Origin of the sequence: Bradyrhizobium betae (genome assembly GCF_050632175.1) — a bacterium.
Taxonomy (GTDB): Bacteria; Pseudomonadota; Alphaproteobacteria; order Rhizobiales; family Xanthobacteraceae; genus Bradyrhizobium; species Bradyrhizobium betae_B.
This window is the reverse complement of the sequence record NZ_CP192576.1, coordinates 4,197,642-4,223,687: the sequence shown is the minus strand read 5'-3', so window position 1 is coordinate 4,223,687 and position 26,046 is coordinate 4,197,642. Positions and strand designations below refer to the sequence as shown.

The 26,046-nt window shown below is 65.1% G+C and carries 23 protein-coding genes and 5 pseudogenes; 15 read left to right on the top strand and 13 right to left on the bottom strand.

The window, feature by feature from the left end; genetic code table 11:
* The first annotated feature begins 41 nt into the window (after positions 1-41).
* A complete protein-coding gene (locus tag ACQ86E_RS20375) occupies positions 42-680 on the top strand; it encodes a helix-turn-helix domain-containing protein (RefSeq protein WP_431201504.1) in 639 nt (212 codons plus the stop codon).
* Positions 681-791: 111 nt separating this feature from the next.
* Here the strand turns inward: ACQ86E_RS20375 and ACQ86E_RS20370 are convergent.
* A pseudogene (locus tag ACQ86E_RS20370) lies at positions 792-2,055 on the bottom strand (D-amino acid dehydrogenase).
* Positions 2,056-2,125: 70 nt separating this feature from the next.
* Positions 2,126-3,454: an aspartate aminotransferase family protein gene (locus ACQ86E_RS20365; protein WP_431201503.1), complete on the bottom strand. Its 1,329-nt coding sequence runs from the start codon at positions 3,452-3,454 to the stop codon at positions 2,126-2,128.
* Between the two features lie 159 nt (positions 3,455-3,613).
* Between ACQ86E_RS20365 and ACQ86E_RS20360 the strand changes: the two genes are divergently transcribed.
* Positions 3,614-4,162, top strand: coding sequence for a cupin domain-containing protein (locus ACQ86E_RS20360; RefSeq protein ID WP_015688264.1), 549 nt, complete (start codon positions 3,614-3,616; stop codon positions 4,160-4,162).
* Positions 4,163-4,308: 146 nt separating this feature from the next.
* Positions 4,309-4,461, top strand: a complete 153-nt coding sequence (locus ACQ86E_RS20355) for a hypothetical protein (RefSeq protein ID WP_431201502.1) — start codon at positions 4,309-4,311, stop codon at positions 4,459-4,461.
* A gap of 42 nt (positions 4,462-4,503) precedes the next feature.
* On the opposite strand, the pseudogene ACQ86E_RS20350 reads toward ACQ86E_RS20355, so the two are convergent.
* The 3 genes and pseudogenes from ACQ86E_RS20350 to ACQ86E_RS20340 all read right to left on the bottom strand — a co-directional run bounded on the left by ACQ86E_RS20350 (position 4,504) and on the right by ACQ86E_RS20340 (position 8,307).
* A pseudogene (locus ACQ86E_RS20350) lies at positions 4,504-6,766 on the bottom strand (xanthine dehydrogenase family protein molybdopterin-binding subunit).
* Positions 6,759-7,813 (bottom strand): annotated as a pseudogene (locus tag ACQ86E_RS20345) (FAD binding domain-containing protein). The pseudogenes ACQ86E_RS20350 and ACQ86E_RS20345 overlap by 8 nt, the downstream one beginning before the upstream one ends.
* On the bottom strand, positions 7,810-8,307 hold the full coding sequence (locus ACQ86E_RS20340) for a (2Fe-2S)-binding protein (RefSeq protein ID WP_431201501.1): 498 nt from the start codon (positions 8,305-8,307) through the stop codon (positions 7,810-7,812). The pseudogene ACQ86E_RS20345 and the gene ACQ86E_RS20340 overlap by 4 nt, the downstream one beginning before the upstream one ends.
* Before the next feature lie 239 nt (positions 8,308-8,546).
* Between ACQ86E_RS20340 and ACQ86E_RS20335 the strand changes: the two genes are divergently transcribed.
* Both ACQ86E_RS20335 and ACQ86E_RS20330 read left to right on the top strand, forming a co-directional pair.
* Positions 8,547-9,185 carry a TetR/AcrR family transcriptional regulator gene (locus ACQ86E_RS20335; RefSeq protein WP_431206518.1) on the top strand — a complete coding sequence of 213 codons (639 nt, stop codon included), beginning with the start codon at positions 8,547-8,549 and terminating at the stop codon, positions 9,183-9,185.
* A gap of 65 nt (positions 9,186-9,250) precedes the next feature.
* The gene (locus tag ACQ86E_RS20330; RefSeq protein WP_431201500.1) at positions 9,251-9,658 is read left to right on the top strand and encodes a DUF4864 domain-containing protein; all 408 of its coding nucleotides are present in this window, start codon (positions 9,251-9,253) and stop codon (positions 9,656-9,658) included.
* Here ACQ86E_RS20330 and ACQ86E_RS20325 read toward each other — a convergent pair.
* A complete protein-coding gene (locus ACQ86E_RS20325; protein ID WP_431201499.1) occupies positions 9,655-10,920 on the bottom strand; it encodes an MFS transporter in 1,266 nt (421 codons plus the stop codon). The genes ACQ86E_RS20330 and ACQ86E_RS20325 overlap by 4 nt on opposite strands.
* 173 nt (positions 10,921-11,093) lie before the next feature.
* On the opposite strand from ACQ86E_RS20325, the gene ACQ86E_RS20320 reads away from it, so the two are divergent.
* The 8 genes from ACQ86E_RS20320 (at position 11,094) to ACQ86E_RS20285 (ending at position 18,439) form a co-directional block, all read left to right on the top strand.
* A complete protein-coding gene (locus ACQ86E_RS20320) occupies positions 11,094-11,519 on the top strand; it encodes a hypothetical protein (RefSeq protein WP_431201498.1) in 426 nt (141 codons plus the stop codon).
* A 70-nt stretch (positions 11,520-11,589) separates the two neighbouring features.
* Positions 11,590-11,871: a hypothetical protein gene (locus ACQ86E_RS20315; RefSeq protein WP_431201497.1), complete on the top strand. Its 282-nt coding sequence runs from the start codon at positions 11,590-11,592 to the stop codon at positions 11,869-11,871.
* A 9-nt stretch (positions 11,872-11,880) separates the two neighbouring features.
* A complete protein-coding gene (locus ACQ86E_RS20310) occupies positions 11,881-13,305 on the top strand; it encodes a TolC family protein (RefSeq protein WP_431201496.1) in 1,425 nt (474 codons plus the stop codon).
* Positions 13,306-13,318: 13 nt separating this feature from the next.
* A complete protein-coding gene (locus ACQ86E_RS20305; RefSeq protein WP_431201495.1) occupies positions 13,319-14,650 on the top strand; it encodes a copper oxidase in 1,332 nt (443 codons plus the stop codon).
* Between the two features lie 32 nt (positions 14,651-14,682).
* Complete coding sequence (locus ACQ86E_RS20300; RefSeq protein ID WP_431201494.1) at positions 14,683-15,135, top strand: cupredoxin domain-containing protein; 453 nt, start codon at positions 14,683-14,685, stop codon at positions 15,133-15,135.
* 15 nt (positions 15,136-15,150) lie between these two features.
* Complete coding sequence (locus tag ACQ86E_RS20295; protein WP_431201493.1) at positions 15,151-15,453, top strand: copper-binding protein; 303 nt, start codon at positions 15,151-15,153, stop codon at positions 15,451-15,453.
* 349 nt (positions 15,454-15,802) lie between these two features.
* Positions 15,803-17,944, top strand: a complete 2,142-nt coding sequence (gene flhA, locus ACQ86E_RS20290; RefSeq protein WP_431201492.1) for a flagellar biosynthesis protein FlhA — start codon at positions 15,803-15,805, stop codon at positions 17,942-17,944.
* Positions 17,945-18,238: 294 nt separating this feature from the next.
* Positions 18,239-18,439: a hypothetical protein gene (locus tag ACQ86E_RS20285; RefSeq protein WP_151643769.1), complete on the top strand. Its 201-nt coding sequence runs from the start codon at positions 18,239-18,241 to the stop codon at positions 18,437-18,439.
* A 588-nt stretch (positions 18,440-19,027) separates the two neighbouring features.
* Here the strand turns inward: ACQ86E_RS20285 and ACQ86E_RS20280 are convergent.
* Positions 19,028-19,381, bottom strand: a complete 354-nt coding sequence (locus tag ACQ86E_RS20280; protein ID WP_431201491.1) for a hypothetical protein — start codon at positions 19,379-19,381, stop codon at positions 19,028-19,030.
* 10 nt (positions 19,382-19,391) lie between these two features.
* A pseudogene (locus ACQ86E_RS20275) lies at positions 19,392-20,209 on the bottom strand (alpha/beta fold hydrolase).
* Positions 20,210-20,696: 487 nt separating this feature from the next.
* Here ACQ86E_RS20275 and ACQ86E_RS20270 point away from each other — a divergent pair.
* Positions 20,697-21,620 (top strand): LysR substrate-binding domain-containing protein, encoded by a 924-nt coding sequence (locus tag ACQ86E_RS20270; protein ID WP_431206517.1) that lies wholly within the window; start codon positions 20,697-20,699, stop codon positions 21,618-21,620.
* 88 nt (positions 21,621-21,708) lie between these two features.
* Complete coding sequence (locus ACQ86E_RS20265) at positions 21,709-22,104, top strand: hypothetical protein (RefSeq protein WP_431201490.1); 396 nt, start codon at positions 21,709-21,711, stop codon at positions 22,102-22,104.
* Between the two features lie 61 nt (positions 22,105-22,165).
* Here ACQ86E_RS20265 and ACQ86E_RS20260 read toward each other — a convergent pair.
* The 5 genes and pseudogenes from ACQ86E_RS20260 to fliJ all read right to left on the bottom strand — a co-directional run.
* A pseudogene (locus tag ACQ86E_RS20260) lies at positions 22,166-22,514 on the bottom strand (NAD(P)/FAD-dependent oxidoreductase); the annotation flags it as partial.
* A gap of 6 nt (positions 22,515-22,520) precedes the next feature.
* A complete protein-coding gene (locus ACQ86E_RS20255) occupies positions 22,521-23,480 on the bottom strand; it encodes an AraC family transcriptional regulator (protein WP_431201489.1) in 960 nt (319 codons plus the stop codon).
* 252 nt (positions 23,481-23,732) lie between these two features.
* Positions 23,733-24,791 (bottom strand): anti-sigma factor domain-containing protein, encoded by a 1,059-nt coding sequence (locus tag ACQ86E_RS20250; RefSeq protein ID WP_431201488.1) that lies wholly within the window; start codon positions 24,789-24,791, stop codon positions 23,733-23,735.
* 36 nt (positions 24,792-24,827) lie between these two features.
* Positions 24,828-25,373, bottom strand: coding sequence for a sigma-70 family RNA polymerase sigma factor (locus ACQ86E_RS20245; protein ID WP_431201487.1), 546 nt, complete (start codon positions 25,371-25,373; stop codon positions 24,828-24,830).
* A 193-nt stretch (positions 25,374-25,566) separates the two neighbouring features.
* The gene (gene fliJ, locus ACQ86E_RS20240; protein WP_008138882.1) at positions 25,567-25,986 is read right to left on the bottom strand and encodes a flagellar export protein FliJ; all 420 of its coding nucleotides are present in this window, start codon (positions 25,984-25,986) and stop codon (positions 25,567-25,569) included.
* Positions 25,987-26,046: the final 60 nt, after the last annotated feature.

The window sequence follows — 26,046 nt, the reverse complement described above, 5'->3', positions numbered from 1 at the left end:
GCACATGAAGGAAGCGGTTTGACGTGAGCGGTGGCAAAAGAATGCGCAAACCGGCCGCTGCGAAAGCGGTGAAGAAGCCGAAGGCTAGCGCGACGCCGACGGAGCCGGCAATGGACGTCGCGGTCGGCCGCCGCATCCGTGATCTCAGGCGTGTCAGGCAATTCTCGCTTGAGACGGTCGCCGCGCGCACGGAGCTGTCGATCGGCTTCCTCAGCCAGATCGAGCGCGGATTGTCATCGCCGTCGTTGCGCGTGCTGGCAACGCTCGCCGATGTGCTCGGCGTCGGCATCGCCGCGCTGTTCGGCGCGAGCCCGAGCGCCGACGGTGCCTCCGATCAGGTGGTGACGCGCGGGCTGCAACGCCCCGAGTTGAAGCTTTGGCGCACCGGTGTCTCCAAGCAATTGCTGAGCCCGGCCAGCGCCGACAACAAGCTCAATCTGTTTCTTGTGCATCTGGAGCCCGGCGGCTCAACCGGCGACGAACTCTACACCCATGACGGGGAAGAAGCCGGCCTCGTGCTCGAGGGCGAGATGATGCTGACGGTGGACAGCCAGACGTGGTCGCTAAAGACGGGCGACAGTTTTAGATTTGCGAGCCGGCGGCCGCACCGGTTTTCCAATCCGGCCGAGGATGCGAAGGCCGTGGTGCTGTGGGTGAATTGCGTGACGGGGGCGGGGTAAATTCTCCTCTTTCGTCATTGCGAGCGAAGCGAAGCAATCCAGAGTCTCACCGCGGAAAGATTCTGGATTGCTTCGTCGCTGCGCTCCTCGCAATGACGAAAGGATAGAGTCTTACCCGAACCGGTGATTGTACCGATCCACCGTCAGCGCACTGACATCGACATCCGGCTTCTTGCCTGACAGCAGATCCGCGAGCACGCGGCCGGAGCCGCAGGACATGGTCCAGCCGAGTGTGCCGTGGCCTGTGTTGAGGTGGAGATTGGCGTACTTGGTCGCGCCGATCACGGGCGGGCCGTCTGGCGTCATCGGGCGCAGGCCGCTCCAGAACGTCGCCTTGGAGAGATCGCCGCCGCGCGGGAACAGATCGGTCAGCGAGTGGTCGAGCGTGGCGCGGCGCGCATCATAGAGCTTGGTCGAGAAGCCGGAGATTTCGGCGGTGCCGCCGACGCGGATGCGATCGCCCAAGCGGGTGATCGCGACCTTGTAGCTCTCGTCCATCACGGTCGATTCCGGCGCGCCCGAGGCGTCCTTGATCGGCACGGTGATCGAATAGCCCTTCACCGGATAGACCGGCAGCGAGATGCCGAGCGGCGCGACCATCTGCGACGAATAGCTGCCGAGCGCGAGCACGTAAGCGTCGGCCTGGAGCACGCCCGCACTGGTCGCGACACCGGTGACACGCGCGCCGTCGGTGACGATGCGGTCGATGCCGGTGTTGAGAAGGAAGCGCACGCCCAGCGCTTCGGCGTGCTTGGCCAGCGCCTGCGTGAACATGTGACAGTCGCCGGTCTCGTCCTGCGGCAGCCGAAGGCCACCGACGAACTTCTCCTTCACGCCTGATAGCGCCGGCTCGACCGCGATGCAGCCCTCGCGGCTCAGCGTCTCGTAGGGCACGCCGTACTGCTTGAGCACGGCGACATCTTCGCCGGTGCCGTCGAGCTGGGCCTGATAGCGGAACAGCTGCAGCGTGCCCTGCGCGCGCTCGTCATATTGGATGCCGATGTCGCGGCGCAGATCGCGCAGGCAATCGCGGCTGTATTCCGCGATCGGGATCATCCTGCTCTTGTTGACCGCGTAGCGCGCTGGTGCAGTTGCGCAGCATCTTGGTGAGCCAGACCCACATCACGGGATCCAGCTTCGGCCGGATCACCAGCGGGCCGTGCTTCATCAGCAGCCACTTGATCGCCTTCACCGGCACGCCGGGCCCGGCCCAGGGTGAGGAATAACCGGGCGACACCTCGCCGGCATTGGCGAAAGAGGTCTCCAGTGCCGGCTCGGGCTGACGGTCGACCACCGTCACTTCATGGCCGGCACGCGCGAGGTAGTAGGCAGAGGTGACGCCGATGACACCGCTGCCGAGGATCAGAACTTTCACGCTTCGTCAAACTCCCGCGGCATCACGCTCGCCGCTGCAAGGAAACAACTCGCAACGGCGAGAGCAATTGTCAGGCCACCCGCTTGATGGCATCACCCAGGATCGACACGATGTCGTCGATGTGGCTCTTCTCGACGATGAGCGGCGGCGACAGCGCGAAGCTATCGCCGCTCATGCGGAAGTAGAGCCCGCGATTGAAGCAGTCGACCATCACGTCGTAACCGCGCGCACCCACCGCGCCGTCGCGCGGCGACAGCTCCACCGCGCCCATCAAGCCGCAATTGCGGATGTCGATGACATTGGGCAGGCCCTTAAGCGAGTGCAGCGCATCGCGCCAGTATTCGGCGATCGACGCACCGCGCGTGAGCAGGCCTTCGTCCTTGTAGATGTCGAGCGTCGCGATGCCGGCGGCGCAGGCGGTCGGGTGCGCCGAATAGGTGTAGCCGTGGAACAGCTCCATGACGTTTTCCGGGCCGATCATCATGGCATCGTGCACCTTGCGGTGCGCAAACACCGCTCCGCAGGGCAAGGTGCCGTTGGTGATGCCCTTGGCCGTCGTCATCAGGTCCGGCGTGACGCCGAAGAAATCGGCGGCGAACGGCGTGCCGAGGCGGCCGAACCCGGTGATGACCTCGTCGAAGATCAGCAGGATGCCGTGCTTGTCGCAGATTTCGCGCAGGCGGTTGAGATAGCCCTTCGGCGGCGGCAGCACCGCTGTCGAGCCCGGTACCGGCTCGACGATGACGGCGGCGATCGTCTCGGCGCCGTGCAGGCCGACCAGACGCTCGAGATCGTCGGCGAGCTCGGCGCCATGCTCCGGCTGGTCCTTGGCGAAAGCGTTGCGGGTGAGATCATGGGTGTGGCGGATGTGGTCGACGCCCGGCAGCAGGGTCGTGAAGGCGCGGCGGTTGGCAACCATGCCGCCGACCGAGGTGCCGCCGAAGCCGACGCCGTGATAGCCGCGCTCGCGGCCGATCAAACGGGTGCGGCTCGCCTGGCCATTGGCGCGGTGATAGGCGAGCGCGATCTTCAGCGCGGTATCGACCGACTCGGAGCCGGAGTTGGTGAAGAAGATGCGGTCGAGGCCCTTCGGCGCGATCTCTGCGAGGCGCTCGGCAAAGTCGAATGCCAGCGGGTGGCCCATCTGGAACGACGGCGCGAAGTCCAGCGTCATCAGCTGCCGCTCGACCGCGGCGGCGATCTGCTTGCGGCCGTGGCCGGCATTGACGCACCAGAGGCCGGCGGAGCCGTCGATCACCTTGCGGCCGTCGACGGTGGTGTAATGCATGCCCTCGGCAGAGGAGAACAGGCGCGGCGCCTTCTTGAACTGACGGTTGGCCGTGAATGGCATCCAGAACGAGTCGGTCTTGATGGTGTTCGGAATCTGATGAAGGGTCACGGGCCACGCTCCTTTGCTGACCCGCTAGCAGAGGCACGGCTTCGGAACCGCAACAAGTCCTTTTCTGGTAAGCTGCAAGCCATTGATTTGACTGGAGCTGCGGGTCCATATTTGCGCGATCCGCAACACCTGCAACAGGGACCAGGGCAAGGACAGACCATGAGCGTCGACATCGGTGGACGGCTGCGATTCATCCGGGCGCACCACAAGCTGTCGCAGCGGGAGCTCGCCAAGCGCGCCGGCGTCACCAATTCGACGATCTCGCTGATCGAATCCAACCAGATGAACCCGTCGGTCGGCGCGCTCAAGCGCATCCTCGACGGCATCCCGATGGGGCTCGCCGAGTTCTTCGCGCTGGAGCCGGAGAGCCGCCGCAAGATCTTCTACCGCTCGGAAGAGCTGACCGAAGTCGGCAAGAAGCCGATCTCCTATCGGCAGATCGGTGACAATCTGTTCGGCCGCAGCCTGCAGATCCTGAAGGAGCGCTACGAGCCGGGCAGCGACACCGGGCGCGTTCACCTCGTCCATGACGGCGAGGAAGGCGGCATCGTCATCTCAGGCAAGCTCGAAGTCACCGTCGAGGACGAACGCCGTATCCTCAATCCCGGCGATGCCTATTATTTCGAGAGCCGGCGCCCGCATCGCTTCCGCTGCGTCGGCGGCAAGCCGTGCGAAGTGATCTCGGCCTGCACGCCGCCGACATTCTAAACCTCTTCGACGTTATCCGGGATCCTACGGCGTCCCCCGGTATCTTACGGAGCTTGACCCAGCTCAATTTCCGCGCGCCAAACCTTTATATGCTGCGAACTGGAGCCGGGAGGCATTCCGGGGCCGCTTCGTAACGAGGCTCGCAGATGAAGATCACGCTCGCCAATGCTGACGCCGCGCTCGACGAAGTGCTGCGCGACACCGACAAGCTCCATTCGCAGGAGCTGCGCAAGGCCATCGCCGCGTACATCGAGACGCAGCGTGAGGCGCTGAAGGCACTCCGCAAGAAGCTGCATTAGCGGGACGCGGCGGAGCGAGACGGTCTCGCCCCGCCCGCTGCCTCAAAGCTGCATCAGCAACTCCTCGATCCGGATCGGGAACCGGCGCACCCGCACACCGGTCGCATGCCAGACCGCATTGGCGACCGCGCCGGCGCTGCCGGTGATGCCGATCTCGCCGACGCCCTTGATGCCGAGCGCATTCACATGCGGATCGTGCTCCTCGACCGTGATCACGTCGAGCGGCGGCACGTCGGCATTCACGGGGATGTGGTACTCGCCGAGATTGGGGTTCATGATCCGGCCGCTGCGGCGGTCGGTGATGGCCTCCTCATGCAGCGCGAAGGACATGCCCCAGATCATGCCACCGAACAGCTGGCTCTGCACCATGCGCGGATTGACGATGCGTCCCGCCGCGAAGGCGCCGACCATGCGGCTGACGCGAATCTGGCCGAGCTCGGGATCGACCTTCACCTCCGCGAACACCGCGCCATGCGCGTGCATGGCATATTCCTCCATCGCCGCGGGGTTCGGCGCACCGGTGCCGCGCGCCTCGACCTCGGCGACCCCGGCACGCGCGAGAATCTCGACATAGCTTTCGCCGCGGCTCTCGTCGTCACGCCGGATCAACCTTCCATCACGCGCGATTACGCCGGCATTCCCCGCGCCGAACAGCGGCGAGCGCTCGTCGCCGGTCGCGAGATCGGCGAGCTTTGCGACCACGGCCGCACCGGCGCTGTGGATCGCCGCGCCCGCGGTCGCGGTGTGTGCGGAGCCGCCGGCAATGCCGGCATCGGGCAGGTCGGACGTGCCGGCCTTGAACGCGACGCGGTCGATATCGAGACCGAGTTCATCGGCCGCGATCTGGGCGAGCGCCGTCCAGGCGCCCTGCCCCATGTCATGCGCCCCGATCTCCATCGCACCAGAACCGTCGCGCCGGATCACCGCGCGCGCCTCGGCCTGGAACATCAACGCCGGGAAGGTTGCGGTACCCATGCCCCAGCCGACCAGGAGGCCGGCATCGTCGCGCATCTGCCGCGGCTGGAGCGACCGCTTCGACCAGCCGAACCGCGCCGCACCCTGCTCGTAGCAGGCGCGCAGCGCCTTCGACGAGAACGGTTTGCCCGTGATCGGCTCGACCTCGGCGTAGTTCTTCAGGCGGAAGGCGAGCGGATCGATGCCGCACGCCCAGGCCATCTCGTCGATCGCGCTCTCAAGCGCAATCGAACCGGTCGCCTCGCCGGGCGCGCGCATGAACAGCGGCGTGCCGGTGTTGACGCGCACGGCGTCGTGCGAGGTGCGGATCGCAGGTGCCGCGTAGAGCGTGTGCGAGGCGTCAGCGGCCGGCTCGTAGAAATCGTCGAACGTGCTCGACACCGTTCGGGCGTGATGATCGAGCGCGGTCAGGCGCCCCTCGCCGTCGGTGCCGATGCGCAGCCGCTGGCGCGTCGGCGCGCGGTGGCCGACCGGGCCATACATCTGCTCGCGGCGCAGGACGAGCTTGACCGGCTTGCCGACCAGCTTTGCCGCCATCAGACCGAGCACGGGAGGGCCCGCCATCAATCCCTTGGAGCCGAACCCGCCGCCGAGGAAGGGGCTGCGGATGTGGATCTTGTCATGCGGGATGCCGAACAGCTCGGCAACGCGCGCAAGCGACAGCATGAGACCCTGGGTCGGCATGTCGATCTGCACACTGTCGCCGTCCCAGGCGGCCACGATCGCATGCGGCTCCATGGCGTTGTGATATTGCGGCGGCGTCTCGTACACTGCGTCGATCTGCTTGTCGGCCGCAGCGAGGCCCGCCTCGACATCGCCGCGATGGTTTTCCGTGGGATTGCCGACGCCGACGACCGGCGGCACGAAGCTTTCGCCGGCGTCGAGGCCGACGAGCGCAGGCAGCACCTCATAGCGCGGCGCCAGCAGCAACGCGCCCTCCGTCGCCGCCTCCAGCGTGTCGGCGATCACGACGGCGATGGGCTGGTTGGCGTAACGGACCTCATGGCTCTGCAAGACCTCCATCCGGAACACGAACGGATTGGTCTTGATCTCAGGATCGATCGCGAGCTGTGGCTTGTAGTCCGGCGTCATGACGTCGACGACGCCGGGATGGCGCTTGGCCGCGGCGACATCGAGCGAGGTCACGCGGCCGTGCGCGATGCTGGAGGCCGCGATCACGGCGAACAGCATCCCGGGCGGGTGATTGTCGGCGGCATAGGTCGCCTGCCCCCTGACCTTGAGGACGCCATCGCGGCGGGTCAGCGGCTGGCCGATGCTCGAGCTCGTGGCGCAGATGAGCGGGAGCGCTGGTGAGAGTGAGCTCAGGCATGGATGGCTCCGGAGGTCGATGCAAAGGGAGACGCCGGCAACGCTGGAATGCGCGCGGGCGTGCCGGTGGCGGCAAGGGTCAGCGCGCGCACGACGATGCGGCGCGCGAGCTCGATCTTGAAGGCGTTGTCGCCGGACGGCTTTGCGTCGCTGAGCGCGCGCCAAGCGGCTTCCTGGAAGGCATCGGCCGTGGGCGCGACATTCCTGAGCACGTCCTCCGCAGCGCGGGCACGCCAGGGCTTTGCGGCGAGGCCGCCGAGCGCAAGCCGCGCCTCGGCGATCTTGCCGTTCTCGATACGCAACGCGGCCGCAGCCGAGACGATTGCGAAAGCATAGGACGTGCGTTCGCGAACCTTGAGGTAGCGCGCATGCCCCGCGAAACCGCGCGCGGCCGGCGGCAGGCGCACCGCGACGATGAGATCGCCGGGCTCCAGCGCGAAGTCTCGCTCGGGCGTATCGCCCGGCAGGCGATGCAGCGCGTCGAGGGCGATCTCGCGGCGGCCGTTCCTCCCTCGATCTCGACGATGGCGTCTAGCGCGAGCAGCGAAACGCAGAAGTCCGACGGATTGGTCGCGATGCAGCTCTCGCTCCAGCCGAGCACGGCGTGGGTGCGGTTCTCGCCGCCGCGGGCGTCGCAGCCAGAGCCGGCCTCGCGCTTGTTGCAACGGCTGGCCGTGTCGTAGAAATACGCGCAGCGTGTCCGTTGCAGGAGATTGCCGCCGACGGTAGCGGCATTGCGCAGTTGTGCGGAGGCACCGGAGAGCAGCGCTTCGGCGACGGCCGGATAGGACCTTGCAAAGCCGGCATCATGCGCGAGATCGGCGTTGCTGACGAGCGCGCCGATGCGCAATGACCCGTCGGAGAGCGTTTCGATTCCGTCGAGCCCGTCGAGATGAGTGACATCGACCAGACGGTCCGGCCGGCTCACGCCGCCCTTCATCAGATCAAGCAGATTGGTGCCGGCGGCAAGATAGACAGCGCCCGGCTGGGTGGCGGCGGCAACGGCTTCGGCAACCGTGGCTGGCCTGACATAGTCGAACTGCTTCATGCGGAGCGCCTCTGGTTGGATTCATCGGCGCCGGCCTGCGCTTCGAGCACTGCATCGACGATGCCGGCATAGGCGCCGCAGCGGCAGAGATTGCCGCTCATGCATTCGCGAATGCGCTCGGGATCGTTGCCGGCCTGGGCTTCGTGCATCATGCCGATCGCGCTCATGATCTGGCCGGGCGTGCAGAAGCCGCACTGGAATCCGTCATGGACGATGAAGGCTGCCTGCACCGGATGAAGCTGGTCGCCCCGCGCAACACCTTCGATGGTCAGGACGTCGGCGCCGTCGTGGCTGACGGCGAGTGCGAGGCAGGAGTTGATGCGCTTGCCGTCGACGAGAATGGTACAGGCGCCGCACTGGCCGCGGTCGCATCCCTTCTTGGTTCCGGTCAGATCGAGGCGCTCACGCAGGAGATCGAGCAACGTGACGCGCGGATCGTCGAGGACGAAATCGCGCCGCGCACCGTTCACGGTGAGGCTGATGGAGTGGTTCATATAAGGCTCCGATCAGATATGGACATGGGTCGTCGGCCGGCGCGCCACCTCCGTGGCCGCCGTCGACATGTGCCAGCCGGGCGAAAGCCGGCCAACATCCCAGCGAAGATACGGAGGCACCCTCCGCTTAACAAGGGCTGCCGAGAAATATCTGGAATTCGTCAAAAGCCCGTGCGCCACCAACGCGATGGAGCTAGCCAAGGGTTCAATCTAACCAATTCGTGATCTACATTGCCGGCATGGACGACCACACCGACCAGACCCGGAAGCCCCGCGCCGACGCCGTGCGCAACCGCGAGCGCGTGCTCGAAGCCGCCAAGGCCGTGTTCAATGCCGGCGGTCCCGAGGCGAGCCTGGAAGCCGTGGCAAAGCGCGCCGGGGTCGGCATCGGCACGCTCTACCGGCATTTTCCGACGCGCGAGGATCTGTTCGAGGCAGTGTATAGACGCGAGGTCGAGCAGCTCAGCGAGCTTGCCGAGCAATTGAAGAATGCCAGGGATCCGGTCGCCGCGCTGCGGCGCTGGCTGCGCTCCAACGTCGAATTCGTTGCCACGAAAAAAGGCATGTCGGCGGCGCTGGCGCTGACGTTCCAGAGTTCCTCGGACCTTGCGGCATTCTCGATGGACCGGCTGACCAAGGCGATCGGCTCGCTGCTCGACCGCGCGGTCGCGGCCGGCCAGATGCGCGGCGACGTCAGCCCGGAGGACCTGCTGCGGGCGCTGGTCGGCATGTGCTACATGCACGACCAGCCCGGCTGGCAATCCTCGGTGCTGCGGATGCTCGACGTGTTCGTGGACGGGCTGCGGGTGCAACCCGGCACCAAGGCCAGGCCGCGCGCCGCAAAGCCTGCGAAGCCGGCGGTGAAACGGAAGCGATAGTGGACCGTATTTCCCTCAAGCCGTGCTAGGATCAGCATCGCCGGGATTTCAACGCGGAGCCTGTCATGCGCATCGCCGCCTTGCTCGTCGCCATCAGCGTTATCTTCAGCTCCGTCCCGGCCTACGCCGACGACGTCACAGCAGCACAGGGCGTCATCCGCGCCCAGGAGCAGGCTTTTGCGCGCGATGATGCGGCCGGAGCCTATTCCCATGCTGCGCCGGCAATTCGCGAACTCTTCGCCGCGCCGGACATCTTCATGTCGATGGTGCAGAACGGTTACGCGCCGGTCTACCGGCACAAGAGCTTCGAGTTCGGCGACAGCAAGAGCGAAGGCAGCTCGGTCTCCCAGCGGGTCAATATAGTCGACTCCAATGGCGAGGCTTGGGAGGCGCTCTATACGCTCGAGCTTCAACCCGACGGCAGCTACAAGATCACCGGCTGCTCGCTTTTGAAGGTGGGACGGGAAGCCTAGGTCGCAAATCCCGGCCCGGTCCTGACCGCGTTCATCCGCGACCGGATCAGCAGCGTCACGACGATGCCAATGTTGAGCGCATTCCACGCCACGCCGTTGGTGAACGCTGCCGCATAGGAGCCGGTGGAATCGAAGATGATGCCCGATACCCAGCCGCCGAAGGACATGCCGAACACGGAGGCGAAGATCACGATGCCGACGCGGGTCGCGGCCTCGCTGGCCGGCATCGCCTCGCGCACGATGATGGCGTAACTCGGCACGATGCCGCCCTGGAACAGGCCGAACATCGCGGAAATGATGTAGAGCGAGGTCAGGCTGTCGAAGAACAAATAGAACACCAGCGCAAAGCCCTGCGCCAGCGCCCCGACCAGCAGCGTGCGGATGCCGCCGATCTTGTCGGCGAGATAGCCCGAGCCGATCCGGCTGACGATGCCGCAGGCCATCATCAGCGACAGCATCTCGGCGCCGCGTGCCACGCCATAGCCGAGATCGCCGCAATAGGCGACGATATGCACCTGCGGCATCGCCATGGCGACGCAGCAGGAGATGCTGGCGATCGAGAGCAGCACCGTCAGCGTGTTGGTCGAGAGCTTGAGATCGACCCGCGGCGGCTGAGCATTGGCATGATCGTGGACCTTGTCGTCGCCCATCTGCGCGCGCAGAACCAGCACCAGGATCGTCATCAGGCTGACGCAGACGAGGGCGATCCCGATATGGGTATAGCGCCAGCCGATCGTCGCCATGCCCGTGCTGATGAGCGGCGGCCACATCGTGCCGGCGACGTAATTGCCGCTCGCGACGATGGTCACGGCGAGCCCGCGATAGCGCTCGAACCAGTGCGAAGCCTCCGCCATCAGCGGCGCGAAGGTCGCCGACGTGCCGAGCCCGATCAGGAAATACGCCGCGACGAACTGCCAGAGCTGGGTCGAGAGTCCCGCCAGCACATTGGCGACGCCGAGGAAGGCAATGCTGATCGCCATCGCCGCCACGATGCCGAACTTGTCGGTGATCTTGCCCGCGATCACGCCGCCGAGCCCGAAGCCGAACATCATCAGCGTGAACGCCAGCGACACCGCGCCGCGCGTGGCGGCGAATTCGGTCTGCACCACGGGAATCACGACCACCACCGCCCACATGCCGACGCCACCGATCGAGCCGATCAGAAGCGCAATGACAAGGCGCACCCAGGCCTGACGCGAATCAGGGGTGAATGTTTCAGGTATTTGTCCGGGGTGATTAGGTGCGTGCACGGCGCGGACCATGTTCGCTGATCGCCCTGTGGTCAAGCATCGTGCCGCGATATTGGGCATGCGCGGTGCACTGCGGTAGGAAGAGCTTGGCGAAATGGCGGTTTGCCATTAGTTTGCAATCTGCGTGTGCAACAGTGCCGCGCATTGGGCCAATCGACGGTATGTTGCTGCAATTGACGCGATCGATGCGGATCAGGGTGGGGCGGATCATCGCCCTCGCCTATCTGTTCTGCGTGCTCGCGCCGGCAGCCAGCCTCGCCTGGGGCAGCGGTCCGGCGCCGTGCCTCGACGATGTGCTCCGCGTCGACCAAGTGCCTGCGCATCATCAGTTGCCGGCCCAGCACATGTCTGGTGTCGCCTCGCATGACCATTCGGGACCGCACACGCATCACCAGACCGCCGCGCAGGACGCACCGGTCCAGCATCATCATGACGGCAAGGGCAAAGCCGGCCCATGCTGCGCGATGATGTGCGTCAGCGCGCTGCCGGCCGATCTGCCTGCCGTCGCCAAGCCGGTCCTGCCCATCTCCGCCTGCGCGCCGGAGATCGTTGTGAGTCTCCACAGCGAGGCGCCGCCCCTGCTCTACCGCCCTTCCCATCGCCTGACCTGACAAGACGAGTTGAGGCTCCGCGCGTCCGCGCGCGTGCGCCTTTGGTCTTCGGACAGATCAGGGATGAATCATGCTTACGCTTCTCGGGGCGAAGTTCGCCGCTGCATCGTCAGCGCGTGGACGACACTTCCTGTCTTGTTGCCTGCTGGCCTCGGCCGCGCTGGCGCTCACCGGCTGCATGCCGGCAACGACCTACGTGGCCGGCGCTGATCCTGCCGATCCCGCGGCAAAGGTCGCGGCTGCCGGCTATCGGTCGACGATCGCGCCCTACACCGGCCTGCGACCTGCGGCGCCGGCGCCATGGCGCGACCGCAACGACGCCGTTGCGCCGCAGCCGAAGCAAGACCGGTAGGAGCGCGCCATGGCACACCATCTTGCGCGCAACCTGCTCCTCGTTGCGACGTTGGCCCTCTCTGGCTGCGCCGCCTTCTCGCCCGATAGCGGCATGAATGCGGTCTCCGACCTGACGAGCCAGACCATCAACCAGGACGTCGCCTTCGTGCGAACGCCCGAGGGCGCCGGCGCGGTCGACGCGCGCGTTCGCAAGTTGCTCACGCGGACATTGAACGCGGAGAGGGCGGTCCAGATCGCGCTGCTCAACAACAAGGGGCTGCAAGCCGCCTACAACGAGCTCGCGCTCGCCGAGACCGATCTCGTCGAGCAGAGCCTGCCGCCCAATCCGGTTTTCTCGATCTCGCGGATTTCGGGCAATGGCGCCAGCGAGATCGAGCGTCAGGTCGTCGGCGACATCCTGGCGCTGGCGACACTGCCATTCCGATCCGACATCGCCCGCGAGCGCTTCCGCCAGGCGCAATTGCGCGCGGCGCTGGCGACGCTGCGGCTCGCCGCCGATGTGCGCCGCGCCTACGTTCGCAGCGTTGCCGCCAACGAGATGGTGGTGCTGCTGACGGACGCGAAGGCGACGGCGGAATCGACCGCCCAGCTTGCGGTCAAGCTTGGCGAGACCGGCGCGCTCAACAAGCTCGACCAGGCCCGCGAGCAGGTGTTCTACGCCGAGACCACCGCCGACCTCGCAGCCGCACGGCAGACCGCGGCGAGCGCCCGCGAGAGGCTCGCGCGCCTGATGGGGCTGTGGGACGACGGCCTGGACTTCCGTCTGCCCAACCAGTTGCCGCCATTGCCGCGCCGGCCGCAGGCATTGCCGTCGATCGAAGCCGACGCGGTTGCTCATCGCATCGACTTGCAGATCGCGCGGCTGGAGCTGACGGCGCTGGCGAAGTCGTTGAACCTCACCGAGACGACACGCTTCGTGACGCTGCTCGATCTCGCCGGCATCTCCCGTCGCACCCAGGATCCGGAAGGCGCCCCGTTCCGCGAGCGCGGCTTCGACGTGCAGTTCCAGATTCCGATCTTCGACGGCGGCGAGGTACGGGTGCGGCAGGCGGCCGAGACCTACAATCTCGCCTTCAATCGCCTGACCGAGCGCGCCGTCAATGTGCGGTCCGAGGCGCGCGATGCCTATCGCACCTACCGCTCTAGCTACGACATCGCCAGCCACTACCAGCGCGAGATCCTTCCCTTGCGAAAGATCATCACCGAGGAGATGCAGCTCCGCTTCTCCAGCATGCAGGTCGACATCTTCGCACTGCTGACCGAAGCACGGCAGCGCCTTGCGTCGCTGCGCGGCGCGATCGACGCCAGGCAGAAATTCTTTCTCGCCCAGTCCGACCTGCAAACCGCGGTCAATGGCGGGGGCGCGCCCGCGTCCGGCGGCGACACTTCAACTACCATCGCCGCGGCAGCGTCTGCCGATGGCGGCCACTGACATGGAGACCAGGATGTTTTCCCGCCGAGGATTTTTGGGCACCGCCGCACTTGCCAGTGCGTCCGCCGTCAGCGGCCGCGTGCAGGCCGCTTCGATTCCGGAGGCGCCTGTCATGGACCAGGTGGTGATGCAGCCGCCGCTGCACCCCATCAGCGGGCCCGACTATCGCCCGGTCGTCACGCTGAACGGCTGGTCGCTGCCGTTCCGCATGAACGGCGACTGGAAGGAATTCCATCTCGTCGCCGAACCGGTGGTGCGTGAGTTCGCCGAGGGCATGAAGGTGAACCTCTGGGGCTACAACGGCCAGTCGCCTGGCCCAACCATCGAGGCGGTGGAAGGGGACAAGGTCCGCATCTTCGTCACCAACAAGCTGCCCGAGTACACCACCGTGCACTGGCACGGCATGATCATCCCGAGCGGCATGGACGGCGTCGGCGGACTGACCCAGCCGCACATCCAGCCCGGCAAGACCTTCGTCTATGAATTCGAGATGAAGAGGAGCGGGACGTTCATGTACCACCCGCATTCCGACGAGATGGTGCAGATGGCGATGGGCATGATGGGCATGGTCGTGGTGCACCCGCGCGACCCGGGCTTCCGTCCCGTCGACCGCGACTTCGTCTTCGTGATGAGCACCTACCGCGTCGATCCCGGCACCTATTTGCCGAAGGTCAACGAGATGACCGATTTCAACATGTGGACCTGGAATGCGCGGGTGTTTCCCGGCATCGATCCGCTGCCGGTGCGGCTCGGCGACAAGGTGCGCGTGCGCATCGGCAATCTCAGCATGACCAACCATCCGATCCATCTGCACGGCCACAGCTTTGCGGTGACCTGCACCGATGGCGGCTGGATTCCGGAGAGCGCGCAATATCCGGAGACGACGACCGACGTGCCGGTCGGCGCGGTGCGTGTGTTCGACGTGCTCGCCGACAATCCCGGCGACTGGGCGTTTCACTGCCACAAGTCGCACCACACCATGAATGCGATGGGCCACGACATGCGCAATCTGATCGGGGTGTCGCGCAAGGATCTCGCCAGGGCCGTCGGCAAGCTCGCGCCCGACGGCATGGCGATGGGTTCGACCGGCATGTCGATGGGCAACATGGAGATGCCCGCGCCCGACAACACGCTACCGATGATGAGCGGCACCGGGCAGTTCGGCCCGATCGAGATGGGCGGCATGTTCACGGTGATGAAGATCCGCGAGGGCCTTCCGCGCGACGATTATCGCGATCCCGGCCCCTATCAATTTCCGCAAGGCACCGTCGCCTACGAGGTCGAGGCGCCCGATGCGGCGCCGGCACGGGAGCCGGGCAGGCCCTCGCACAAAATGAAGATGTGAACGTTGTGATGAACCACGAACTGGAGACCAGGATGAAGACGATCAGACTCGCTTTGGCGCTGGTGGCGTTGTCGCTCGCGCCCGCGCTCGCCCATGAAAATCATGCGCACGAGACCTTTTCAGCCGGCGAGCCCGGCAATCCCAAAAGGCCCGCCCGCACCATCGAGATCGTGATGAACGAGATGGACTACACGCCCGCGCGGATCGAGGTCAAACGCGGCGAGCAGATCCGCTTCGTGCTGCGCAATGTCGGCAAGGAGGATCATGAATTCCTGCTCGCGACGCCCAAGGAAAATCTGGCACATGCGGAGGTCATGAAAAAGCATCCACACATGGAGCACGACGATCCCAACGGGGTCAGGCTCGCACCCAGCAGGACAGCCGAGATCCTCTGGAAATTCACCAAGGCCGGCACCTTCGAATTTTCCTGCCTGATCCCCGACCATCGCGACTACGGCATGGTCGGCCACGTCACCGTGAAGTAAGCGATGGAGCTTCCCATGATCCGCATCATTCGCCTCGCAGCCGCACTGGCGCTGACCGTGAGCCTTACCGCTGGAGCCCTTGCGGCCGGAGGCGCCGCGATCAGCGGCGAGGTCAGGAAAATCGACGAGAGCACCGGCAAGATCACGCTCAAGCATGGCCCGGCCAAGAGTCTCGGCATGGAGGAGCCCATGACCATGGTCTACCGCGTCAAGGATCCCGCTCTGCTCAAGCAGCTGAAGGTCGGCGACAAGGTCACCTTCGAGGCCGAGGAGGCGGCTTCGGGGTATACGGTGACCAGGATCGATAAGGCGAAGTAGGCTCCATCGTCATTCCAGGGCGTGCCCCATGGCGCGAGCCCGGAATCTATTTCCCGACAACAGCTGCAGCACGATGGATTCCGGGCTCGCCCTCCGGGCGCCCCGGAATGACTGCCCGGGAAGGCCCCGAAACAGCCGGGCCCGACCTCCTGCCGCACCCGCCGTTAACCCTTTGCTAACCATACACCCGGCAAGAATTGCCGAGTGAAGTCGAGTGTCGTCAGCCGCGTAGAACGGGAGGTCCCCCGTGGACGCCAGTGCGGTGCCTCACTTTCGGAACGGCGGTCCTTCGGCCGCCGCGCAGACGATTGGGGCGCGCGGACGGCAGTCGCGCGGGGGAGCAGCTAGCATGGTCGACGTCACCGCCGGACAGGGCGTAGGCAGCACGAACGCCGGCTTCCCCACCCTTGCCGAGGTCGTGAACATCCTCAAGCGCGGCGATATCGCGCTGGCGCTGGGCGTCCTCACCATCCTGGTGGTGCTGATCCTTCCGCTGCCCGCGATCGTGCTGGATCTGTTCCTGGCGATCTCGATCACGCTCTCGATCCTGATCCTGATGACGTCGCTGTTCATCCAGGCGCCGCTGGAATTTTCCGCCTTCCCGACCGTCCTGCTGATCTCGACCATGCTGCGCCTGTCGCTGAACATGGCCTCGACCCGCCTGATCCTGTCGCACGGCCACGAAGGCACGGCGGCCGCCGGTCACGTCATCGAGGCCTTCGGCAGCTTCGTGATGGGCGGCAATTTCGTCATCGGCATCATCGTCTTCGCCATCCTGATCATCGTCAATTTCATCGTCATCACCAAGGGTTCGGGCCGTATCGCCGAAGTCGCCGCCCGCTTCCACCTCGACGCCATGCCCGGCAAGCAGATGGCGATCGACGCCGACCTCGGCGCCGGCCTGATCGACGAGGCGACTGCCAAGCACCGCCGCAAGGAACTGGAGGACGAAAGCGGCTTCTTCGGCGCCATGGACGGTGCCTCCAAGTTCGTCCGCGGCGACGCCATCGCGGGCCTCTTGATCGTCTTCATCAACGTCGTCGGCGGTATGATCATCGGCGTGGCGCAGCAGGGGCTCTCCTTTGCCGACGCCGGGCGCAGCTGCACGCTGCTGACCGTCGGTGACGGCCTCGTCACCCAGGTGCCGGCGCTGATCGTCTCGACCGCGGCCGGCCTGCTGGTCTCCAAGGCCGGCGTGTCCGGCGCCGCCGACAAGGCGCTGATGAAGCAGTTCTCCGGCTATCCGCAGGCGCTGGCAATGTCCTCGGCGGTCATGCTGGTGCTGGGACTGCTGCCGGGCATTCCTGCGCTCCCCTTCCTTATACTCGGCGGCGGCGCCGGCTTCCTCGCCTGGAACGCCCGCAACCGCAACCGGGCGACCGCCAAGGCTACCGAAGTCGCGAAGACCGCGCCCGCCGCCGGCACACCCGGCGCGCCGGGCTCCGCTGCGGCCGAGGAGCCGATCTCCGCCGCGCTCAAGATCGACGACCTCAAGATCGAGCTCGGCTACGCGCTGCTACCGCTGGTCAATGGCCCCGACGGCACCGACCGTCTCACCGAGCAGATCAAGGCGCTGCGCCGCTCGCTCGCGATCGAGATGGGATTCGTGATGCCCGCCGTGCGCATCCTCGACAACGTCCAGCTCGAAGCCAACACCTACATCATCAAGATCAAGGAGGTCGACGCCGGCACCGGCAAGATCTGGCCGAATCAGTTCATGGTCATGGACCCCGGCGGCAGCCAGGTGCAGGTGCCCGGCATCCACACCACCGAGCCGACCTTCGGCCTGCCCGCGACCTGGGTCGACGCCAGTCTCAAGGAGGAGGCATCGCTCAAGGGCTACACCGTCGTCGACGCCGCGACCGTGCTCTCGACCCACCTCACCGAGCTGCTCAAGGCCAACATGTCGGACCTGCTCTCCTATGGCGAGGTCCAGAAGCTGCTCAAGGAGCTGCCGAAGGAGCAGGGCGAACTGGTCAAGGACATCGTGCCCGGACAGGTCACGGTCTCCGGCATCCAGCGTGTGTTGCAGCTGCTGCTCGCCGAACGCATCTCGATCCGCGACCTCTCGACCATCCTCGAAGGAATCGCCGACTCGCTCGCCTTCTCGCGCAATCCCGCCACCATGGTCGAGCACGTCCGCGCCCGCCTGGCCCGCCAGATCTGCGCACAGAACACCTCCTACAGCGGTTACCTGCCGCTGATCGCGCTGTCGGCCCGCTGGGAACAAGCCTTTGCCGAATCCATTATCGGGCAGGGCGAGGAGCGCAGCCTCGCGATGCAGCCGTCGAAGCTGTCGGAGTTCATGACCGGCGTTCGCGAGGCGTTCGAGCGCGCCGCCCGCGAAGGCGAGTCGCCGGTGCTGGTGACCTCTGCGGCAATTCGTCCCTTCGTCCGCTCCCTGGTCGAGCGGTTCCGGGCCCAGACCACGGTGCTGTCGCAGGCCGAGATCCATCCGCGGGCGCGGTTGAAAACGGTCGGAAGCATCTGATTTGCCTTAAGAAGCCGTGTGTTTTTCGGCAACAGGCAAATGGTTTTTGAGTTCCCGGCGCCTTGTCGACCAAATGCCGGCGAGGCGCCTTGAACGCAGATTACAGCTTTGAAATAATTGCAAAATTGCACGAATAGGGTCAGTTTTTGATCGCGGCTTTTCACGCCGCGTCACGCTCTTGTGATCGCATCTTGGGAACGAATCCCCGCAATACTAGGTTGTTGGGCATCGGAAGTATGAACCTGCCTCAACAAGGCGGCGACTACTTCGGGTAGATGGCGGCAGGAGCCTTCCATGAACCACTCGATTTACAGCGCAGATCGCTCGACCCACCTGAAGATCGTGATCGTTGCGCTCGTTGCCGGCATCACGGTGGCGGGCTTCGGAATCACCGCGCGTACGAGTTCAGACGAAGGCTTGACCCAGACCGCTCGCGTGATGAAGGCCGGCAAGCCGGTGGCAATCACCAGCTCCAACGTTTCGCTGGTTCGCTAAGGAGACATGAGTTTCAGGAATTCACGCGGCTCTTTACCAGCCCCCCAAAGTCGCCACGTGGATATGTAGACGACCCCAACCCCAAGTCGACTACAGAAAGCGCCCGCCCCCCACGGGCGCTTTCTCATGTCTGGGGTGATGTTTCGGGCACGTGCAGCCCGCCCGGATTCGTCATTCCTAGCGCAGCGGAGCAATCCAGAATCCCTCCGCGGAAGCAGTCTGGATTGCTTCGTCGCTTCGCTCCTCGCAATGACGGAGTGTGGGTCGGCAGCGTGCTTCTTCAGCTTGCATTTTCAATCGCAGACACGGTTTCGCATCCTCGCGGCTCATTTCGCCCGAGCTTTGTTTCATCGTTTCACCCTCAAATGAAAGGGCGCAGGGAAGACCGGGTGCCGGCCGGGCACCCACGGTCCACTGTGCGGAAGGTGGCAACAAGAATTTGCACAGCGGCATACAGGTGTAGCCAGACATCCGGCCTTCCCTGCGCAGTGGTTTGACGGCTTATGTCGAGCTCTCCTCGGGGAGCGATGCACTCTTGCCCCCGTCGCCTTGCGGCTGACGATGCGCGTGCCCGGTCGGGCCGCTACATCACCGCAACGCTTGACGCCAGCCTGCGGGCGTCAGGACCACACGATTTTGCCGTACGCCGATCACACCGATCGTGTGCGCGGCGGCTTCGCTCACGGTTGCCCGCCCTGCAAAACCCTCCGCGCCGACGTGACCCACGTCCACCGCCGTCCGGCCCGCGTTCGTGACGATCGCGATACGCCCCTCTTCGTTGGGCCGGAGTGCGATCTGCATACGCTGTTTCCGAATTTCGGTAAAGTGGAATATTTTAACGAGCGCGGGTTGCCCTACCACTGGCGTGTTTTGCCCGTCGGGCAACGCCAGGGTTTGTGGCCGGGCCCGGCCGCCGAACAGGCCCCGGTCAGCAGCCTCCATGGAGATGTCGTCAAGACCTGATGAACGAGAGCAGGTCGGGGTTGAGGACATCGGCATGTGTGGTGAGCATGCCATGGGGGTAGCCTGGATAAGTTTTCAGCGACCCGTTCTTAAGCAGGTTGACCGCACGCGGCACGGTACTTGCGAATGGGACGATTTGATCCGCCTCGCCATGCATCACCAGCACCGGCACGGTGATCTTCTTGAGGTCCTCGGTATAATCTTCGAGCCAGGAGTCGACAGTCGCATAGTGAGCGAGGGCACCACCGGCCATGCCTTGGCGCCACCAGTTGGCGATGATGGCTTCGGAAGGCTTGGCCCCGTCGCGATTGTAGCCGTAGAACGGATTCTCGGGGACGAAACGGTAGAACTCCGACCGGTTGCCCAACATACCGGCCCGGATCGCTTCGAACCACTCCGGCGCTTGACCGGACGGATTGTCCTCGCTGCGGTACATGTTCGGCGTCAGTGAAGCGACCAGCACGGCCTTCGCGACGCGCGCCGGGTGGCGAGCAACGTAGCGAGCGACCTCACCGCAACCTGTCGAATGCCCGATATGGATCGCGTCGCGCAGGTCGAGGTGTTCGGTCAGGGCCGCGAGGTCTTCAACCCAATGATCCATGTCGTTGCCGGTGCCGGGTTGGCCGGACCGGCCGTGGCCGCGCCGGTCGTGGGCGATCACACGATACCCGTGATGAAGGAAGAACATCATCTGAGCATCCCAGTCGTCCGCGGTCAGTGGCCAACCGTGGCTGAAAACGATCGGCTGGCCTGCCCCCAGTCCTTGTAGAAGATGCTTACGCCGTCTGTCGTCGTGATCGTGGACATCGAATCGCTCCATCTGCGCTGTTGGATATTTGTTGAAGAGTTTGCGGAAAGGGGATCTTGAAAGAGCAAGCACGCCCAAGTTGATCAGGCCACACATCGCGCCCCCTGGCTTTCCCGAAGACACGATTTTCAACGGCCTCGCCGGCGAGCCTTGCCGTGGCAACACCCCATCCCCGACGCGCTATCGCCGCAGCCGGCGCGGCGCTTTTCGTCGCTGCTGCGCATGCGCACGCGTTTCCCGCTAGACGAGGGGTGCCACTCTCGATCGCGCGGCAGAATTGTCGAAGCCGTCCTGAATTGCGATTCCGCCGTGCCTATCGGGCTGGAATGCTGGAATCACTTTGCTGAAGACGACACGAGGCTTCGGCGAAGACATTGTTCGTTGTCCTTTTCTTGGTTGAAGACTGCGAAACGGTAAATCCCTCTTTGGCTCCTGACCAAGACCTTGTAGGCTTCAAGCTATGCCTGGAAGATATACGAGGGGATGATGGAGCTCCGGCACCTGCGCTACTTCGTTGCCGTCGCCGAAGAAGGCAGCCTGCTGAATGCCGCCGAGCGGCGACTCAACACCTCGCAGCCATCGCTGAGCCGGCAGATCCGCGATCTGGAAGACGAAGTCGGCGTACAATTATTGGAGCGCCAGGCGCGCGGCGTGACGCTGACCGCCGCCGGACGCGTGTTTCTTGATCATGCGCGGCTGGCGCTGCTGCAGGTCGAAGCTGCAACGGAAGGGGCCCGGCAGACTGCGCAACCGCAAAAGCCCGTTCTCTCGATGGGTTTTCTCGTCGGATTGGAGGTGATGTGGCTCCCCCAGCTTCTGCGCATCCTCCGCGAGGAAGCCCCCGACGTGGAAGTCACGCTCAGCACGCAATCCTCACCAGAACTCGCGCTCGCATTGACGCGGGGAAAGCTGGATATCGCTTTCCTTCGTCCCGAGAAGGACAACGAGGGCGTCGTCTTCAAGATGCTGGCGAAGGAGCCCTTGATAGCGGTGCTTTCGGCCGAACATCGTCTGGCATCGCGCAAGACGATCCGTCCCCAGGATCTCGCCCGCGAGATCTATGTCAGCTCCGCGAGAACCTCTCCCGTCCTGCAAGAGGTCATCCAGAACTACGCATCCCGGGTCGGCATTACGCTCAAGGCGAAGTACGAAGGCGAGAATATATCGTCGGCGATGTCGCTCGTGGCATCCACGGGCGGAATCAGCCTCGTACCCCTTTATGCGCAGAACATGCTGGCACCGAACGTCGTCGCCAGAGCACTCGAAGGCAGCACGCCGACGGTCGAATTGGCCCTGGGATATAACAGGACAAATTCGTCGCCCCTGCTGCGCCGGCTTTTGTCCCGTGCGGACGAATTGATCGCGAACGTTCAGAACCAGAGCATCATTCGCTATGTCGAAGTTCAATAGCCGGCTGCGCTGGAGACCTGCTTCTGGTCACGAGCGTCCTTGCGCGATCATCGTCGTGAACGGTGTGTGCACGAAAGCCGAGGCGTAGATGTCATTGCGTGGCGTGATCCGCAAACCGGACCGGACTGAGCTGGGCAGTGTAGCCGACGTCCAACTGCAGCTCAGCCAGGCCTTTCCCGGGGTTCGATTCGTCTACTTGGCCGAAGAACCGCCAGGTGCGATTGAGGCTCGAGGACAGATGTCTTTCGCGCTGTGGGGCTGGCTCAAACTGTTCGGAGCGGACGGAGGCTACCCCTGTTGCAAGGGCTACTGGGAGCGTGCGGAGGATCTAGGCGGCGGCGCGATCGAATTCTATTTCGAGACGAACGAGCCCGTTCGATATGTCAGTGCGAGCGGCTATGGCAGAACGCAGGGCTTCGATGCCCCGTACGAGGAACTGGAAAAGAACACCGGTTGGAAGATCAACTACGGCTTCTTTGCCTGACGGACAGATCACCTTGCCTTGGTCGGCCGGTTCGTGGGGCCGAATGGACGCATGGCCCGGCTCAACGGCGCGGCGCTCCATAGGTCGGCGGTGGCGCCTGCACCGTCGGCGCGGCTGCTGCGAACAGCTCGTCCTTGCTCCCCGAGAGCGGCGGATAGATGCGCTTGCGGTTGATGGTCTGTTTGGTCGCCTTGGCGGCCGCGCCGGTGCTGCGCACCTCGCAGCCCCAGCCTTCGGTGTAAAGCGCGCCCGAGGCGATCGCGCGCACCTGTGAAATTTTCCGTCAGACCGCTCGCGCGCATGCCGGCACACCAGATCACTGTCTGCGTCGGGATGAACTCGCACGAGCTCAGACGGATGCCGGCGGCCTCGACCGAGGTGACGCGCACGCCGCGCCGCGGCACAAAATCGCGGCCTCAGGCCTCGCGCAGGTCCGATGGCGTCGCACCGAAGCGCTTGCGGAAGGCGCGATTGAAATAGGACAGGTCGGAGAAGCCGGAGGAATGCGCGATGTCACTGATCTTGCGCGCCCTCGCGCGGGGATCGCCGAGCAGTTTTCGCGCCAGGAGAAGGCGCTGCTCGAGCACGAATTCGGTGAAGGTCGTACCGGCCTGCTCGAACAGGCGCTGGGCCTGGCGCGGGCTGAGCCCGGAACGCGTCGCGACTTCGGAGAGGCAGAGATCGTTACGCCCGAGCGCGGCCATCACGTCGGCGCGCATCAGATCGAGACGGGCCGCCGCGTGTCCGCGCCCACGTGCGAGGCTGGCATGCTCGGCATCGGTGCCGAGCAGGAGACCGACGAGATCGACCATGTGCTGCGCGGTCAGGCGCTGGCCGACGGCGTCCAGATGTGGCGCCTGATTGGCGGCAAGCGCGTGGTAGCGAAAAATCGTCTCGGCGACCGCACCATCGGAAAGCACCTGCGACAGCTTCTCTTCCGCGCGCGGATTGATGTCGAGCAGCGCGCGGCGCGGCATGCGGATGGTGGTGAAGCGGTCGTCGGCGGTATGGCCGACGGAGCCGGTGATGCTCATGTCGGCGAGCACCATCTGCGCGGGCGCAAGCTCGACGGCATGGCCGTTCTGCCTGACGCGGACGAGGCCTGCATGGGCCGCGATCAGGACCAGATCGTCGCTGCCGTCCGCCAGCCCGCCTTGCGTGCGTGAATATTGCGCGGAGGCACCTTCGGGAATGGCGAGCGCGATATTGTCGACCACGCTGACCTGGAGCCGGCAATCGATGCTGTCGCCATGGCTTGGCCCGATGTCGAGGCCACAGGACCCGAAGGCCCGCTCGCGCCAATGTTCGAAAGCCGGACCTTGCGGCAGACCCGCATATTGGTGGACGAAGATGCCCGGCGTTTTGGCTGCATCCATCTGATTTCTAAGCCCCTCTCCGGCACCATGATCGACGGCGCCGACTTGCAAATTCCGGGGATTTGACGCCGCGAAATGGATGGAGGTTCAAATCCGGGGCGGATTCAGTGAGCCTTGTCGGGATGCGACGGCGAGATGGACCGTGGCGACAGCTTTGAGCCTGTAGCCCGCATGCAGCGAAGCGGAATGCGGGGATCTCGCCTGGCGCGAAGGACCCGGATTGCGCTGCGCTCCATCCGGGCTACGACGGACCTACTTCTTCGCCGGAACCTGCGGCTGGGACGGCGGTACGGTCTCGATCAGCTTGCCGGAAAACACCGGCGCCGAGGTCGGATTGCCATCGGGCGAGCCGCCGGCCTGCTCGACGGTGACGGCGTAGGTCGCACCATTGACGACATCGGCATCGTAGGAACCCAGCACCGGGCGCGCGGTGAAATCGCCCGCGCCGATCACGCCGAGCGAACGCGGGCGCGGCAGCTTGTCGGAGATCAGCCAGAGCTCAAAACTCTTGCCGGGCTCCGGCGTCGCGCCGACCTTGCGCACGGTAAAATTCCTGGTCTCACCGTCGACGGTGAGGATGAAGGCGGGGCCGCCGCCCTGGCCCTGCAGCAGCGCGACATATTGCGACGACGCGGTGAGCGGCGCCGGTGTCTTCACCTCGACCGTCTGGATGCGTGGTGCGGGGCGCAGGCTGCCGGGCAGCGCGTCGGGCTGGAAGATCTGAAGCGACAGCGTCACCAGCAGCGCGGCCGCGAGCGCGCCGACGGCGGATGCGATGGTGCGCCAGCGTTTCACGCGGCCCTCGAGCCGGATCACGTTGCTGTTGTCGACGACCGGCGGCGGTGGCGTGCGCACGACTTCAGGATCTGGCGCGTGGACCTGCGGCATGAAGATCGGCGCGATGTCGGGAATTGCATCGGGCGCCGGTCGCGCTGTGCCGGGCTGCTCCGCTTCGGGAGGCTGCGGCTCCGGTTGCGAAATGTCCTCCGGCTGCACGTCCGGCGGCGCAGTGTCGAGCGAGGAAAACTCCGGCACAGGTGGCGGCGGCGCGACATCCGACGGCGCAGGCGCCTCCTGCGCAAACTCCGTCCGCGCGAGCTCGGAGCGGATGTTCTCCCACACGGTCGGACGCGGCTCGATCGAGCCGACCATCTGGTTGAGGACGCCGAGACGGTAGGCCCACCCCTGCACGACATCGGCGAACGCCTTGTCCACCGCCATCATGGTCTCGACCTGTGCGCGCTCGCCGGCGTCGAGCGTACCGAGCGCATATTCCGCGGCGAGCGCGATATGGTCCTCCGTGTAGGCCATCACTTGCGGTCCAGCACCACCCTCACAATGAAACCCTCATAGCCCGAGGCACTCCCGAATATCCAACATGCTGCGCCGGAGCCACGTCTTCACCGTGTTGACGGGCGCCGAAAACTTCTCCGCCAACTGCTCGCGGCTCCAGCCGTTGTAATAGGCGAGAAGCACCAACCTCTGACGGTCCGGCTCGAGCCGGCCGATGCATTCCAAGAGCCGCTTCAACTCCTCGGTCATCTCTCTCCGCGCCAGCGGATCGGGGCTGTCGCTTGCAACCTCCATCGCCTGCGGCTCTTCCTCGATGGAGACTTCCGTCTTCTTGCGGACGATGTCGATGGCGCGGTTGCGCGCGATCGACGCCATCCATGTGATCGGCGACGACAGGGCCGGATTGAACAGGCCGGCGCTGTTCCAGATCTTGACGTAGGCCTCCTGAATGACCTCCTCCGCGAGATCCTGTCGGCGCAAGATACGGAGCACGACGCCATAGAGTTTCGCACGCGTGGCGACGTAAAGGCGCTCGAACGCGGCCTGATCGCCCTTCGCTACCTGCTCTATCAGCGCGACCAGCTCTGCTGGCGTCAGCATTCAGCCCCCAATGCCCCGTCGCCTTTTTCTCCCTCTCCCCGCAAGCGGGGCGAGGCGAACCATCCACCACCATAGCGCGCGGCAAAGCCCCTCACCAAGGGGCGGGGGGCCACACTGTGGATAGCAAATGCGAAAACCCGGACCTTGCGGGTCCGGGTTTTGCAGATTCTTGCAGGTTCAGGCGGCCAGCGCCTCAGGCGACGGCGCCGATCCGGGCGCGCATCAGGCCGATGCTGTCGAGGTCGGCCTGCTCGCGGGCGTTTTCCTCGGCGCGTTCGCGGGCCTGGTCGCGCTCGTCGAGGAGTTCGACCTTCTTCAGTTCCTCGAAGGCCTCGGCCAGCGCGGCCTTGGCTTCATCGAGCTGGCCCTTCAGCTCGTCGGCGGAACGGGTCAGGTTCTCCCGGCGCTGGATCGCGGCCTTGGCATAGGTGGGATAGGCGAAATGCGAGGGATCATTGATCCCGGCGCGCTCCTGCTCGGTCGTGATCTCGCGCTCGAGATCGGTCGACATCCGCTGGAAGTCCGCGATCATGGTCTCGATCTGGGTGACCCGGCGGCGCTTCTCGTCGACCTGAAATTTCTTCAGGCGGATGAGGGTATCACGTGACTTCATCGACTCATACTCCCCAGAAGTCCCCTGGCTGCAGGACACACGCACATTGGGACATCACCG